Source organism: Streptomyces sp. HUAS MG91, assembly GCF_040529335.1.
GTDB lineage: Bacteria > Actinomycetota > Actinomycetes > Streptomycetales > Streptomycetaceae > Streptomyces > Streptomyces tabacisoli.
In genome coordinates, this window is the sequence record NZ_CP159534.1 from 3,762,620 (window position 1) to 3,777,312 (window position 14,693).

The following is a 14,693-nucleotide window of genomic DNA, read 5'->3' on the forward strand; positions in this document are numbered from 1 at the left end:
GAACCGGGGCAGTCGCGGAGCGCTACGCGGCCGACCGGAACCGGGTCGTCCGATGCACCGGATCCGTGTCGATCTTCGGGATCACATGCTCCCCGATGAGCTTGATCGAGTTCAGCGTGTCCTCGTGCGAGATCCCGATCGGCAGCCCGAAGGAGAGCTGGTCGGCCCCGGCCTGCTCCCAGCGCTTGCACTGCTGAAGCACCTCGCCCGGGTCACCGCAGATCATCAGCTCCTCGGCGATGAGGAGTTCGATGATCTCCCGGTTGTACTCGGGAAGGACCTCGGGCCACTCGGGAATGCCCTCGGGCCGCGGGAACGTGTCGTGGTACCGGAAGACCAGCGACTGGAGGTAGTTGAGCCCGCCGCTCACCGCGATGTCGACGGCCTTGTCATGGGTCTCGGCACAGATGGCCGTCGACGTCACCATGACGTTGTCGTTGACGAAGTCACCGATGGGGTCCGGGTCCTGGATGGCGGTCTTGTACTGCTCAAGGACCCACTCCATGTCCGAGACCTTCTGGACGCTGAAGCCGAGCACGCCGAGCCCCTTCCTGGCGGCCATCGCGTACGAGGGCGGGGACCCGGCCGCGTACCACATGGCGGGGTGCGACGTGCCGTGCGGCTTGGGGAAGATCTTGCGCGGCGGCAGCGACCAGTGCTTGCCCTGGAACCCGACGTACTCGTCCTGGAGCCACATCTTCGGGAACTCGGCGATGGTCTCTTCCCAGATCTCCTTGGTGTAGTTCATGTCCGTCACACCAGGGATGAAGCCGAGGATCTCGTGGCTGCCGGCGCCGCGCCCGCTGCCGAACTCGAACCGCCCCTCGCTGAGGTGGTCCATCATGGCGACCTTCTCGGCGACCTTCACCGGATGGTTCACCTGGGCCAGCGGGTTGAAGATGCCGGAGCCGAGGTGGATCCGGTCGGTCGCGTGCGCCAGGTACCCGAGGAACACGTCGTTCGCCGAGAGGTGCGAGTACTCCTCCAGGAAGTGGTGCTCGGACGCCCAGGCGTACTTGAAGCCGGACTTGTCCGCCTGGATGACGTACTCGGTCTCGTTCATGAGCGCGCGGTGCTCGGCGGTGGGGTCGGTCAGCGCCTGCTTGCCCACGTATCCCTGTACAAAGAGCCCGAATTCCAAGGAGGTTCACCGTCCTCGTCAGTTTCTGACGATCCGTCAGATTGGATGGGATGACTGTTCCACTGCGACCTGTGACCGTCAATAGCTGACGCATCGTCAGGCAATGCCGTCGGCTAGATGATGCTGACCCCGGCGAGCCAGCCGCCGTCGACGACGAACGGCTGCCCGGTGATGTACGCGGAGTCCTCCTCGGCGGTGAGGAACAGCGCGAGCCGCGCGACCTCCTCGGGCCTGCCGACCCGGCCGAGCGGCACGAGCTTGCGGTACAGCTCGTCGAGGGCCTCGGTGCCGGCCTGGATGTCGCCGCCCGGGTCGAGCTGGGCGGGGTTGCTCATCGCGGTGTCGATGGCGCCCGGGCAGACGGCGTTGACGCGGATCTTCTTGGCCGCGAGCTCCAGGGCGGCGACCCGGGTGAGCCCGACGATGGCGTGCTTGCTCGCGGCGTACGCGCCGACCAGCGCCATGCCCGTGATCCCGGTGAACGAGGAGGTGTTCACGATCGACCCGCCGCCCGCGGCGGCGATCTCGGGGGCGATGGTCTTGATCCCGAGGAAGGCGCCGACCTGATTGACGTTCATGATCTGCTGGAACTCCTCCAGCGGGGTGCTGGTCAGTTCGTTGAAGCGCAGGATGCCCGCGTTGTTGACCAGCCCGTCGATCTTCCCGAAGGCGTCCTTGGCGGCGCGCGCCGCAGCGCCCCAGTCCTCCTCCTTGCTGACGTCGAGGTGGACGAAGTGACCGCCGATCTCCTTGGCGACGGCCTCCCCCTGATCGTCGAGGACATCCGCGAGGACGACCTTCGCCCCCTCGGCGGCGAACAGCCGCGCCTCCTTCTCGCCCTGCCCGCGCGCCGCGCCCGTGATGAGAACGACGCGCCCGTCCAGCTTGCCCATGCCCTTGCTCCTCAGGTGAGTTGGGGTGCCACGCCGTCCGCGAAGGCGGCGATCTGGTCGACGAGTTCGGTCCGGCCGCGGCTGCGGAAGCGCACCTGGATCTGGTGCACGCCCATCGCCGCGTACGCGCGCAGCGACTCGGCCAGTTCGTCCGGGGAGCCGGTGAGGGTGCGCCGTCCGACGTGCCAGGAGGGTTCGCCGATGTACAGCGGCTCGGCGATGGCCCCGATGGTCAGGGGCGCCTCGATCCCGGCGTCGGCGCGCAGCCGCCCGATGGTCCGGATCTTCTCGGCGAGCTGTTCCCGCGGGTCGCCCTGCGGGAGCCATCCGTCGCCCTTGAGCGCGGCGCGGCGCACGGCGGGCGCCGACGACCCGCCGACCCAGACGGGGACCCGCGCCTGAGCGGGCCGGGGCTTCTGCCCCAGCCCCTCGAACTGGAACAACTCCCCTTTGTAGGACGGGAACTCCTCCTGCGTGAGCGCCGCCCTGAGCGCGTCGACGGTCTCGTCCAGCACCGCCCCGCGCCGCGCGAAGTCGACGCCCAGCGCCTCGAACTCCTCCTGTACGTGGCCGGCCCCGACCCCGAGGATCAGGCGTCCGCCGCTGAGGTGGTCGAGGGTCGCGTAACTCTTGGCGGAGAGCAGCGGGTGGCGCAGCGCGACGACGGCGACGTGGCTGAGCAGCCTGGTCCGCTCGGTCACGCCCGCCAGGTAGGAGAGGGTGGCGACGGGGTCGTACCAGGTCGTCGACATCGCGTCGGCGAGGCGGCGCGGGATGCCGACGTGGTCGCAGACCGCGATGTAGTCGAAGCCTCCGCGGTCGGCGGCCCGCGCGATCTCCACCAGGTCGTCGACTCCGGCTCCGTCCTCCCACTTCTCGGCGTACATGGTGCTCTGGGACTGAATGGGGAGCTGAATCCCGTAAGCGAGCCGCGCCATACCCGGTACCCCTCTATCTGACGGACCGTCACATCCCGGCGCCCCACATCCTCGTACCTGACACCCCGTCAGACAAGGGGTACGACCCCACAGGCCCCGGCTGCGCAGTTCCCCGCACCCTTGGGTTGGCGCGCCTCCCTGGATGAGAGGCCGCACGAAGTGCGCATCTCAGGGGCGCGGGGAACCGCGCAAGACAACCCCGCGCAACCCCGGCCCGGGTCAGATCACGGCGCTGAGGGCCCCCAGAGCCCACCCGGAGTCAGCCCGAGCAGATCAATGGCGTTCCCCCGCACAATGCGCTCGACCACATCAGCCGCAAGATGCCCCATCTGCGCCTCCCCCACCTCCCGAGACTTCGGCCAGGTCGAATCGGAGTGCGGATAGTCGGTCTCGTACAGAACATTGGCCACCCCGATCGAGTCCAGGTTCCGCAACCCGAAGGCGTCGTCGAAGAAGCACCCGTACACGTGCTCCGCGAAATACTCACTCGGCGGCTTGCGCACCTTGTCGGCGACGCCACCCCACCCCCGGTTCTCCTCCCACACCACATCGGCCCGCTCCAGGATGTACGGGATCCACCCGATCTGCCCCTCGGCGTACATGATCCTCAGGTTCGGGAACCGCTCGAACTTCCCGCTCATCAGCCAGTCGACCATCGAGAAGCAGCAGTTGGCGAAGGTGATGGTGGACCCGACGGCCGGCGGCGCGTCGGGCGACGTCGACGGCATCTTGCTGCTGGAGCCGATGTGCATGGCGATGACGGTCCCGGTCTCGTCGCACGCGGCGAGGAACGGATCCCAGTCGTCGGTGTGGATGGACGGCAGCCCGAGATGCGGCGGAATCTCGGAGAAGGCGACGGCACGCACCCCGCGAGCGGCATTGCGCCGCACCTCGGCGGCGGCCAGCTCGGCGTCCCAGAGCGGGACGAGGGTGAGCGGTATCAGGCGCCCGGCGGCAGCCGGCCCGCACCACTCGTCCACCATCCAGTCGTTGTACGCGCGCACCCCGAGCAGCCCCAGTTCCCGGTCCTTGGCCTCGGTGAAGGTCTGCCCGCAGAAGCGCGGGAAGGTGGGGAAGCAGAGCGCGGACTGGACGTGGTTGACGTCCATGTCGGCCAGCCGGGCGGCGACGTCGAAGGAACCCGGCCGCATCTGCTCGTAGGTGATGACCTCCAGCTTGATCTCGTCCCGGTCGTAGCCGACGGCGGTGTCGAGCCGGGTGAGGGGCCGGTGCAGATCCTCGTACACCCACCAGTCGCCGATCGGCCCGTCGTCCCCGGGCCGGCCCATGACGGGCGCGAACTTTCCGCCCAGAAAGGTCATTTCCTTCAGGGGCGCGCGGACGATGCGCGGCCCCACGTCGGCGAACTTCCTCGGCAGCCGGTCGGACCACACGGTGGGCGGCTCGACGGTGTGGTCGTCGACGGAGATGATGCGCGGCAAGTCGACTGATTCCGGGGCACTTTGGGTGTTTGCGGTCTCCGTGGTCTCCATGGATTCACGGTAGCGCCGAACTGACGACCCGTCAGCTAGTGGGCGTCGGGCGGATTTGCGCGGATGGTGAGAGTCGTACGCGTGAGATGTCTGTGATGACAGTCTCCCGCGGCTGACGTATCTGCCATGAACAAGGCAAACTGACGGAGCTGCCCCGGGGGCGCGCCGACAACGGCGCGCCGCCTGGACAGCGAGGGCAGAGGCGTCGGACCACCGGCGCGGGAGTACGGGACGAGCAGGTGCTGGTGCGGCGGCAGGGGGGCGGCGACGATGGACGGTGGACCGCGGGTTCCGGAGCAGCGACGGTCCGGCGCGCCTGAGGGCGCCGGACCGGCCGCGCCCGGATCCGGTCTGCGCTTCCAGGTCCTCGGCCCGGTCCACGCCTGGCGCGGCGCCGAACCGCTGGCCGCCGGATCCCCGCAGCAGCGCGCCCTGCTGGCCGCGCTGCTGCTGCGCGAGGGCCGCACCGCGACGGCGTCCGAGCTGATCGACGCGCTGTGGGGCGGCGAATCCCCGTCGCAGGCCCTCGCGGCGCTGCGCACCTACGCGTCCCGGCTGCGCAAGGTCCTCGACCCGGGCGTGCTCGCCAGCGACTCCGGCGGCTACGCGATCCGGCTCCCCCGGCGCGACGCCCTGGACCTCGCCGTGGCCGAGGAGCTGTGGGCGGACGCCGAGAAGGCCCGCCACTCCGGCGACCTGGGCCAGGCGAGGGCCCTGCTGCGCAAGGCCCTCGGCCTGTGGGACGGCGAACCGCTCGCCGGCGTCCCCGGCCCGTACGCGGAGACCCAGCGCGCCCGCCTGGAGGAATGGCGCCTGCAACTCCTGGAAGCCCGCCTCGACATGGACCTGGAGCAGGGCTGCCACGCGGAGTCGGTCTCCGAACTCACCGCGCTCACCGCGGCCCACCCGCTGCGCGAGCGGCTGCGCGAACTGCTGATGCTGGCGCTGTACCGCTCGGGCCGCCAGGCCGAGGCCCTGGCCGTCTACGCGGACACCCGCCGCCTGCTCGCCGACGAGCTGGGCGTGGACCCGCGCCCCGGCCTGTCCGAGCTCCAGCAGCGCATCCTGCGCGCCGACCCCGGCCTCGCCGAGTCCGCCGCGCCGCCCGCCGAACCCGCCGCGGCCCCGGTCCGCCCGGCCCAACTGCCCGCGACCGTGCCCGACTTCACGGGCCGCGCCGGCTTCGTCCGCGAACTGAGCGCGGCGCTGTCCGCCGCCTCGTCGGAGTCCGGCGCGGGCGGCGTGATGGCGGTCTCGGCGGTGGCCGGCATCGGCGGCGTGGGCAAGACGACGCTGGCGGTGCACGTGGCCCACGCGGCCCGCGCCGCCTTCCCCGACGGCCAGTTGTACGTGGACCTGCAAGGCACCGGCCCGCACGCGGCCGAGCCGGAGGCGGTCCTCGGCTCGTTCCTGCGGGCGCTGGGCACCGCCGACTCCGCGATCCCGGACTCCCCGGACGAGCGGGCGGCGCTGTACCGCTCGGCGCTCGACGGCCGCCGCGTCCTGGTCCTGCTGGACAACGCGCGGGACGCGGCGCAGGTCAGACCGCTGCTCCCCGGCACCGAGGGCTGCGCGGCGCTGATCACGGGCCGGGTCCGGATGGTCGACCTGGCCGGCGCCCACCTCGTGGACCTGGACGTCATGTCCCCGGAGGAGGCCCTCCAGCTGTTCACCCGCATCGTCGGCGAGGAGCGGGTCGCCGCCGAGCGCAAGGCGGCCCTGGACGTGGTGGCGGCGTGCGGCTTCCTGCCGCTGGCCATCCGCATCGCGGCCTCCCGCCTCGCCGCCCGCCGCACCTGGACGGTCTCGGTCCTGGCGGCGAAGCTGGCCGACGAGCGGCGCCGCCTGGACGAACTCCAGGCGGGCGACCTCGCGGTGAAGGCCACCTTCGAGCTGGGCTACGGGCAGTTGGAGCCCGCCCAGGCCCGCGCGTTCCGCCTCCTGGGCCTCGCGGACGGGCCGGACATCTCGCTGGCGGCGGCCGCGGCGGTCCTCGACCTGACCGTCGAGGACACCGAAGAGATCCTGGAGTCCCTCGTCGACACGTCCCTCATCGAGTCGGCGGCGCCGGGCCGCTACCGCTACCACGACCTCGTACGGCTCTACGCGCGTGCGTGCGCCGAGCGCGACGAACTCCGCACCGGCCACGCCGAGTCGGCGATGTCCCGGCTCCTCGACTTCTACCTGGCGACCGCCGCGGGGGTCTACGCCATCGAGCGGCCCGGCGAGCGGGTCCTCGACCACCTGGCCCCGGGGAGCTACCCGGGGCTGCGGTTCGACGACCGCGCGCAGGCCCTCGACTGGCTGTTCTCCGAGGCGAACGGCATCCTGGCCACGGCCCAGCAGGCCACCTCGCCGGGCATGCTGCGCAGGGCCGCGGACCTCCTCGTCGTCTCCGCCGACCTGGGTGAGTCGGGCATCAGCTCGCGCCAGTGCGTCCAGGCCCTCAGGTCGCTGATCGAATCCGCGGGTGCGGCCGGCGACGCCTGGGCCGAGGGGCGGGCGCGCGTCACCCTCAGCCACATCCTCGAAGTCTCCGGCCAGTTCGACGAGTCCGACGCCGAGGCCGAGCGGGCGCTGCGGGTGGGCACGCCCATCGACGACCCGATCGTGTGCAGCCACGCCCCGAACCAGCGCGCGATCATCGCCCTGTACACCGGCCGCCACCGGGAGGCGGAGGAGCATCTGACGCGGGCCCTGCACGCCTTCCAGAAGGACGGGAACAAGCCCGGCGAGGCGAGCGTGCTGTGCAACCTGTCCCGGGTCCACCTCGCGACGGGCCGCAACCGCTCCGCGGTCGCCCTGGCCAGGGAAGGGCTGACCATCTACGAGGGCGACACGTCGGGCAGAGCGCTGCGGCTGGCCAACGCGAAGTACGCGCTGGGCCTCGCCCTGACGCAGGCCGGGGACATCGCGCAGGCCCTCGCGACCCTCACCGAGGCCCTGCGCGTCTTCCAGGACGCCCGGCAGCGGCTGTGGCACGGCATGACCCTGTACCGGCTGGCCGAAGTCCATCTCGCCGACAGCAATCCGGCCCAGGCCGCGGCCCACGCCGAACAGGCCCTCTCCGTGCTCCACGGCATCGGCGGCGACTGGCGGCGCGCCAACGTGCTGACCACGCTGGGCAGCGGTCTGCACGGCATCGGCCAGACCGGCCGGGCCCGCGTATGCTGGCGCGAAGCCCTGTCGATCTTCGACGAGCGCGGGGGCGCGGAGGCCGACGAGGTGCGCCGGCTGCTCAGCGCCGTACCGGCGGGCTGACCCTCCGGGCCGTTCCCCGGGCGCGTTCATCATTCGTTTATCGCGACCCGGCACTCTCTGAACTACCGAGTCGCCGCCACGGGGGGCAGGTGGCTCGGGGCCTGGGTCTCACCTTTATGGTGAACGGCCTTGCGCTGTCTGTCCGGCAGTCCTCGGGGGAACTGCCGGGCGGGCGCGCTCCCTACCGTCCCACATCGAGGAGTTGACCTTCATGGCCGACGAGACCGGCACCGTCAAGCCGAACGACTACCACGCCACCGGCGCGGAGACCGAGCCCACCCTGGCCGCGGCGAAGCCCGTCACCGGGAAGCCCGTCGTCGTGAAGCCGAACGACAACCACGCCACCGGCGAGGGCGACGCGTCCACGGACGACTACCACGCCACGGGCGAGACCGCCTGAGACTTCCATTCCCGACGGGGATCGGCCGCGGCGGCGCGGAGGGGAAGCCGCCGCGGCCGAGTCATGTCTCAGGGGCGCGGGGAACTGCGCGACCAGCCACGACGGTGGCGCACCCGAAGAACAACCCGCGACCGGCGGCGCCCTAGAGCTTCCGCGCCACCTCGGTGGCCCAGTACGTGAGGATCATGCTCGCCCCGGCCCTCTTGATCCCGGTCAGAGACTCCATGATCGCCGCATCCCGGTCGATCCACCCGCGCTGCGCGGCGGCCTCGATCATCGCGTACTCACCACTGATCTGATACGCGGCGACCGGCACGTCCGACGCCTCCGCGACCTTCGCCAGAATGTCGAGGTAGGGCCCGGCCGGCTTGACCATCACCATGTCGGCCCCCTCCTCCAGATCGAGCGCCAACTCCCGCAGCGACTCACGCGCGTTGGCCGGGTCCTGCTGATACGTCTTGCGGTCACCCTGGAGCGACGACGCGACGGCCTCACGGAACGGCCCGAAGAAGGCGGAGGAGTACTTCACCGAGTACGCGAGCACGCCCACGTCCTCGCGCCCGATCTGGTCCAACGCGTCGCGGATGACGCCGATCTGACCGTCCATCATCCCCGACGGCCCCACCACATGGGCGCCCGCGTCGGCCTGCACCTGCGCCATCTCGGCGTACCGCTCAAGCGTGGCGTCGTTGTCGACGCGCCCGTGCTCGTCGAGAACCCCGCAGTGCCCGTGGTCGGTGAACTCGTCCAGGCACAGGTCGGACATGACGATGAGGTCGTCGCCCACCTCGGCCCGCACATCGCGCAGCGCGACCTGGAGGATCCCGTCGGCGTCGGTGCCGACGGTGCCCGCCGCGTCCTTCTTCTCGTCCAGCGGCACGCCGAACAGCATGATCGCGGAGACGCCCGCCTCGACGGCCTCGGCGGCGGCCTTCTTCAGGGAGTCACGGGTGTGCTGGTACACGCCCGGCATCGAGCCGATCTCCTGCGGCGCGTCGATCCCCTCGCGCACGAACGCGGGCAGGATCAGATCGGCCGGATGCAGCCGGTTCTCGGCGACCATGCGCCGCATCACGGGAGTCGTCCGCAGCCGCCGGGGCCGGGAACCGGGGAAAGAGCCGTACCGAGTCACTGAACTGTCACCTCGTACCTACACGTACTTCTACGTACCTACACGTACCCATGAAAAGGAAGCGGGGCGGACATCCGGTCGAAACCGGGCGCCCGCCCCTCAACTCTGCCCTACGGCGCGGCCCGCCGACGGCGCGCCCCGGGCCGCCGCTCGCTCGGCCGGGTCACCGGGTCACCGGCCTCGATGGCGGCCAGCCGGCGCCGGGCGCCGAAGTCGGCGAGCGCGGCGGCCAGCTTGGTGACGGACGGCTCGGGAGCCATCACGTCGACCCGCAGGCCGTGCTCCTCGGCCGTCTTGGCGGTGGCCGGGCCGATGCAGGCGATGACCGTCACGTTGTGCGGCTTGCCCGCGATGCCCACCAGGTTCCGCACGGTGGACGACGACGTGAACAGCACCGCGTCGAAGCCACCGCCCTTGATGGCCTCCCGCGTCTCGGCGGGCGGCGGCGAGGCGCGCACGGTCCGGTACGCCGTGACGTCGTCCACCTCCCAGCCCAGCTCGATCAGCCCGGCGACCAGCGTCTCGGTCGCGATGTCGGCGCGCGGCAGGAAGACACGGTCGATCGGGTCGAAGACCGGGTCGTACGGCGGCCAGTCCTCCAGGAGACCGGCGGCCGACTGCTCACCGCTGGGCACCAGGTCCGGCTTCACACCGAACGCGATCAGCGCGTTCGCCGTCTGCTCGCCCACCGCGGCGACCTTGATCCCGGCGAAGGCACGGGCATCGAGCCCGTACTCCTCGAACTTCTCCCGGACGGCCTTCACCGCGTTCACCGAGGTGAAGGCGATCCACTCGTAGCGGCCCGTGACCAGGCCCTTGACCGCGCGCTCCATCTGCTGCGGGGTGCGCGGCGGCTCGACGGCGATCGTCGGGACCTCGTGCGGCACCGCGCCGTAGGAGCGGAGCTGGTCGGAGAGCGCCGCCGACTGCTCCTTCGTCCGGGGCACGAGCACCCGCCAGCCGAACAGCGGCTTCGACTCGAACCAGGACAGCTGGTCGCGCTGGGCGGTGGCGCTGCGCTCCCCGACCACGGCTATCACCGGACGATTGCCCTCCGGCGACGGCAGCACCTTGGCCTGCTTGAAGGTCTGCGCGATGGTGCCGAGCGTGGCGGACCACGTCTTCTGCCGCGTCGTCGTCCCCGCGACGGTCACCGACAGCGGGGTGTCGGGCTTGCGGCCCGCGGCGACCAGCTCACCGGCGGCGGCCGCCACCGAGTCCAGCGTCGTCGACACCACGACCGTGCAGTCGGACGCGCCGACCTCGGTCCAGCAGCGGTCGGATGCGGTACGGGCGTCGACGAACCGCACGTCGGTACCCTCGGCGTCGCGCAGCGGCACACCGGCGTACGCGGGCACGCCCACGGCCGCGGCGATGCCCGGGACGACCTCGAAACCGATGCCCTGCGCGGCGCACGCGAGCATCTCCTCGGCCGCGTACGTGTCGAGCCCGGGGTCCCCCGTGACCGCACGGACGACCCGCTTGCCGCTCCGCGCGGCCTCCATGACAAGATTGGCCCAGTCCCTCAGAGCCGGGACCGCGACGGCAGTTGACGCCTCGTCAGCGAGACCCGGCTGCGCCGGCGCGCCCGTCGAGTCGAGGACGGTCACGCCTGCCCTGGCATGCGTGCGCACGACGTCGAGCACTTCGGGCTCGGCGATCAGCACATCCGCTCGGGTCAGGGCTTCCACGGCCCGTAGGGTCAGCAGTCCTGGATCACCGGGACCGGCACCCAGGAAGGTGACGTGCCCAGGTGCACAGGCGGTCGATTCAGCGGTGGTGGGGCTCAAAGTGCTCGCTCCCCCATCAGACCGGCCGCACCCTTGGCCAGCATCTCGGCGGCGAGTTCCCGCCCGAGCGCCAGCGCCTCGTCCTGCGACGAGGGCACGGGACCGGTGGTGGTCAGCTGCACCAGCTCGGAGCCGTCGGTGGTGCCGACGACGCCGCGCAGGCGCATTTCCTTGGCAATCTGCCCGTCGGCCAGCAGGTCGGCCAGCGCACCCACAGGTGCGCTGCAGCCGGCCTCCAGGGCGGCGAGCAGGGACCGCTCGGCGGTCACGGCGGCCCGGGTGAACGGGTCGTCCAGTTCTCCGAGCGCGGCGGCGAGTTCACCGTTGGTCGCGGTGCACTCGACTGCCAGAGCCCCCTGGCCGGGGGCGGGCAGGACGATGTCGGTGGAGAGGAAGTCGGTGACCTCCGCGCTCCGACCGATGCGGTTGAGCCCGGCGGCCGCCAGCACGACGGCGTCCAGCTCGCCCTTCTCGACGTAGCCGACGCGGGTGTCGATGTTCCCGCGGATCGGCACGGTCTCGATGCGCATGCCGTGGCTGCGGGCGTACGCGTTCAGCTGCGCCATGCGGCGCGGCGAACCGGTGCCCACCCGTGCGCCGGCGGGCAGCTCGGTGAACTTCAGGCCGTCGCGGGCTATGAGCACGTCGCGCGGGTCCTCGCGGACGGGCAGCGCCGCCAGCACGAGCCCCTCGGGCTGCGCGGTCGGCAGGTCCTTGAGCGAGTGCACGGCGAAGTCGACCTCACCGCGCTCCAGCGCGTCGCGCAGCGCCGTCACGAAGACGCCGGTGCCGCCGATCTGCGCGAGGTGCTCGCGGGACGTGTCACCGTACGTCGTGATCTCGACCAGCTCGACCTCGCGGCCGGTCAACTGCCGTACGGCTTCGGCTACATGCCCCGACTGGGACATGGCGAGCTTGCTGCGCCGGGTGCCCAGCCGCAGTGCTCTCTCGGCGGTCATGCCGGGCCTCGATTCTTGCCTGCCGTGCCGGTAGCGGATTCACGGTCTTGGGGGGTTGCCCGGGAGACGGAGTCGACCGTCTCCTGGTCCAGGTCGAAAAGGGTGCGCAGCGCGTCCGCGTACCCGGCGCCACCGGGCTCGGCCGCGAGCTGCTTGACCCGTACGGTCGGCGCGTGCAGGAGCTTGTCCACCACGCGCCGCACGGTCTGGGTGATCTCCGCGCGCTGCTTGCCGTCGAGGCCGGGCAGCCGCCCGTCGAGCCGCGCGATCTCGCTGGCCACCACGTCCGCGGCCATCGTGCGCAGCGCGACGACGGTCGGCGTGATGGTCGCCGCCCGCTGGGCCGCGCCGAACGCGGTGACCTCCTCGGCCACCAGCGAGCGCACCTGGTCCACGTCGGCCGCCATCGGGGCGTCGGCCGAGGCGTCGGCGAGCGACTCGATGTCGACGAGGCGAACCCCGTCGAGGCGGTGCGCGGCCGCGTCGATGTCGCGCGGCATCGCCAGGTCCAGCAGGGCCAGGGCGACATCGCGCACGGGCTCGGGAGCCCGCTCGCGGCGCATCTCCGGTACGCGGCCGACGGCGGCCAGCGCCGCGATGGCGTCCGCCTCGGAGGCCTCGGGAGCCTGCACCCGGCGGCCCGGGGCGTTGTCCACCCAGGCGCCGTGCTGCTCCAGCTCGGCGGCGTCCATCCCGGCGACGGCGGCCTCGCCCTCGACGGAGAACCCGCCACGGACCACCTCGGCCGGACCGGCGTCGGTGACGGCCTTGCCGGTGCCGGACGTCGTGGGGGCGGGCACCTCGGCGCCCGCGGTGGGGGTACGCCCGGCGACGGCGGCGCGCACCGCGTCGGCGGTCAGCACCAGGCCGGTGGCGCCGGTGCAGGAGATGGCGACGTCGGCACGTGTCAGTTCGTCCGCCACGGCGTCCATCGCGACGGCCCGGGCCGCGGCCCCGCCCTCGGTCAGGATCTCGACCAGCCGGTCGGCCCGCTCGGCGGTGCGGTTGGCGACGACGATCTCGGCGACGCCGGCCCGCGCGAGCGTGGCCGCGGCCAGCGAGGACATCGACCCGGCGCCGATGACCAGGGCGCGCTTCCCGGCCGCCCAGTCCTCCACCGGCCGCGCGAGCGCGAGCTGTTCGAGGCCGAAGGTGACGAGCGACTGACCGGCGCGGTCGATGCCGGTCTCCGAGTGGGCCCGCTTGCCGACCCGCAGCGCCTGCTGGAACAGGTCGTTCAGCAGCTTGCCCGCGGAGTGCAGTTCCTGGGCGCGCGCCAGGGTGTCCTTGATCTGGCCGAGGATCTGGCCCTCGCCCACGACCATCGAGTCGAGCCCGCACGCCACCGAGAACAGGTGGTGGACCGCCCGGTCCTCGTAGTGCACGTACAGATAGGGAGTGAGCTCCTCGAGCCCCACACCGCTGTGCTGCGCGAGCAGCGTCGACAGCTCGGCGACACCGGCGTGGAACTTGTCCACGTCCGCGTACAGCTCGATGCGGTTGCAGGTGGCGAGCACCGCGGCCTCGGCGGCCGGCTCGGCGGCGAGGGTGTCCTGGAGCAGCTTGGCCTGGGTGTCCGCCTGGAGCGCGGCCCGCTCCAGGACGCTGACCGGGGCGCTGCGGTGGCTCAGCCCGACGACGAGGAGACTCATGCCGGCATCACGGCGGGCACGTCCCCGTCGGGTCCCTTGCGGTTCTTCTCGGCCGACTGCGCGGCGGGCTTGGTGACCTTGGCGGCCGGGCCCTCGACGCCGACGGCGCCCTCGGCGGGGCTCTCCCCGTCGACGGCCCCCTCGCCGGCCTTGCGCTGCTCGTGGAAGGCGAGGATCTGCAGCTCGATGGAGAGATCGACCTTGCGCACGTCCACCCCGTCCGGCACGGACAGCACGGTGGGCGCGAAGTTCAGGATGGAGGTGACTCCGGCGGCGACGAGCCGGTCGCAGACCTGCTGCGCGGCACCGGCCGGGGTCGCGATGACGCCGATGGAGACGCCGTTGTCGTCGATGATCTTCTCGAGCTCGTCGGTGTGCCGCACGGCCATCCCGGCGACCGGCTTTCCGGCCATCGCGGGATCGGCGTCTATGAGCGCGGCGACCCGGAAGCCACGGGAGGCGAACCCGCCGTAATTGGCCAGCGCCGCACCGAGGTTACCGATGCCGACGATGACAACCGGCCAGTCCTGGGTGAGGCCCAGCTCGCGGGAGATCTGGTACACGAGATACTCGACGTCGTAGCCGACGCCCCGGGTCCCGTACGAACCGAGGTACGAGAAATCCTTGCGCAGCTTCGCGGAGTTGACCCCCGCCGCGGCCGCGAGCTCCTCGGAGGAGACCGTGGGTACCGAGCGCTCCGACAGTGCGGTCAGCGCGCGGAGGTACAGCGGAAGCCTGGCGACGGTGGCCTCGGGAATTCCTCGGCTGCGGGTCGCCGGTCGGTGAGTTCGGCCAGTTGCCACGGTGCTCCTGCGGGTAGAGCGGGGCTGCAGGCGGCCGTTCGTTCCCAGACCGCCCCGTCGAATGCAGGCTATGTCTTTGTGAACGCGTGCACAAAGATGGTGTCCGATTTGCCCGGCCAACGTGACCGGGGTCACGCGCCCCCGGCGCGCCCTGGTGGAACCGGCGCGCAGGCAGCTTCGTTGCTCACCTGTGGGGGGCAAAACCGCACACACTCCTTACGATCCACGCCC

Annotated in this window: 11 protein-coding genes; 2 read left to right on the top strand and 9 right to left on the bottom strand. The window is 71.7% G+C overall.

Features of this window, described 5'->3' with window-relative positions; all coding sequences use genetic code 11:
- Positions 1-22: 22 nt before the first annotated feature.
- The 4 genes from ABII15_RS16955 to ABII15_RS16970 form a co-directional block, all read right to left on the bottom strand.
- On the bottom strand, positions 23-1,141 hold the full coding sequence (locus tag ABII15_RS16955) for an LLM class flavin-dependent oxidoreductase (RefSeq protein ID WP_353943166.1): 1,119 nt from the start codon (positions 1,139-1,141) through the stop codon (positions 23-25).
- A 113-nt stretch (positions 1,142-1,254) separates the two neighbouring features.
- A complete protein-coding gene (locus ABII15_RS16960) occupies positions 1,255-2,034 on the bottom strand; it encodes an SDR family NAD(P)-dependent oxidoreductase (protein ID WP_353943167.1) in 780 nt (259 codons plus the stop codon).
- A gap of 11 nt (positions 2,035-2,045) precedes the next feature.
- Positions 2,046-2,972, bottom strand: a complete 927-nt coding sequence (locus ABII15_RS16965; RefSeq protein WP_353943168.1) for an LLM class F420-dependent oxidoreductase — start codon at positions 2,970-2,972, stop codon at positions 2,046-2,048.
- 224 nt (positions 2,973-3,196) lie between these two features.
- Positions 3,197-4,465, bottom strand: a complete 1,269-nt coding sequence (locus ABII15_RS16970; RefSeq protein WP_353943169.1) for an amidohydrolase family protein — start codon at positions 4,463-4,465, stop codon at positions 3,197-3,199.
- Positions 4,466-4,735: 270 nt separating this feature from the next.
- On the opposite strand from ABII15_RS16970, the gene ABII15_RS16975 reads away from it, so the two are divergent.
- Both ABII15_RS16975 and ABII15_RS16980 read left to right on the top strand, forming a co-directional pair.
- Positions 4,736-7,726, top strand: coding sequence for a BTAD domain-containing putative transcriptional regulator (locus ABII15_RS16975; RefSeq protein WP_353943170.1), 2,991 nt, complete (start codon positions 4,736-4,738; stop codon positions 7,724-7,726).
- Positions 7,727-7,937: 211 nt separating this feature from the next.
- Positions 7,938-8,126 (top strand): hypothetical protein, encoded by a 189-nt coding sequence (locus tag ABII15_RS16980; protein ID WP_353943171.1) that lies wholly within the window; start codon positions 7,938-7,940, stop codon positions 8,124-8,126.
- 142 nt (positions 8,127-8,268) lie between these two features.
- Here the strand turns inward: ABII15_RS16980 and hemB are convergent, their stop codons facing one another.
- The 5 genes from hemB to ABII15_RS17005 form a co-directional block, all read right to left on the bottom strand.
- Positions 8,269-9,258, bottom strand: coding sequence for a porphobilinogen synthase (hemB, locus tag ABII15_RS16985; RefSeq protein WP_353943172.1), 990 nt, complete (start codon positions 9,256-9,258; stop codon positions 8,269-8,271).
- Positions 9,259-9,368: 110 nt separating this feature from the next.
- Complete coding sequence (locus ABII15_RS16990; RefSeq protein WP_353943173.1) at positions 9,369-11,048, bottom strand: uroporphyrinogen-III synthase; 1,680 nt, start codon at positions 11,046-11,048, stop codon at positions 9,369-9,371.
- Positions 11,045-12,007: a hydroxymethylbilane synthase gene (gene hemC, locus ABII15_RS16995; RefSeq protein ID WP_353943174.1), complete on the bottom strand. Its 963-nt coding sequence runs from the start codon at positions 12,005-12,007 to the stop codon at positions 11,045-11,047. The genes ABII15_RS16990 and hemC overlap by 4 nt, the downstream gene beginning before the upstream one ends.
- A complete protein-coding gene (locus tag ABII15_RS17000; RefSeq protein ID WP_353943175.1) occupies positions 12,004-13,659 on the bottom strand; it encodes a glutamyl-tRNA reductase in 1,656 nt (551 codons plus the stop codon). The genes hemC and ABII15_RS17000 overlap by 4 nt, the downstream gene beginning before the upstream one ends.
- A complete protein-coding gene (locus ABII15_RS17005) occupies positions 13,656-14,462 on the bottom strand; it encodes a redox-sensing transcriptional repressor Rex (protein WP_353943176.1) in 807 nt (268 codons plus the stop codon). Before ABII15_RS17005 ends, ABII15_RS17000 begins: the two co-directional genes overlap by 4 nt.
- Positions 14,463-14,693 lie beyond the last annotated feature (231 nt).

Excerpts from the sequence above, each read along its gene's own strand:
- ABII15_RS16975 (WP_353943170.1), top strand. The coding sequence starts at position 4,736 with ATGGACGGTGGACCGCGGGTTCCGGAGCAGCGACGGTCCGGCGCGCCT.
- ABII15_RS17000 (WP_353943175.1), bottom strand. The coding sequence starts at position 13,659 with ATGAGTCTCCTCGTCGTCGGGCTGAGCCACCGCAGCGCCCCGGTCAGC.
- ABII15_RS16970 (WP_353943169.1), bottom strand. The coding sequence starts at position 4,465 with ATGGAGACCACGGAGACCGCAAACACCCAAAGTGCCCCGGAATCAGTC.
- ABII15_RS16965 (WP_353943168.1), bottom strand. The coding sequence starts at position 2,972 with ATGGCGCGGCTCGCTTACGGGATTCAGCTCCCCATTCAGTCCCAGAGC.
- ABII15_RS16980 (WP_353943171.1), top strand. The coding sequence starts at position 7,938 with ATGGCCGACGAGACCGGCACCGTCAAGCCGAACGACTACCACGCCACC.
- hemC (WP_353943174.1), bottom strand. The coding sequence starts at position 12,007 with ATGACCGCCGAGAGAGCACTGCGGCTGGGCACCCGGCGCAGCAAGCTC.
- ABII15_RS16960 (WP_353943167.1), bottom strand. The coding sequence starts at position 2,034 with ATGGGCAAGCTGGACGGGCGCGTCGTTCTCATCACGGGCGCGGCGCGC.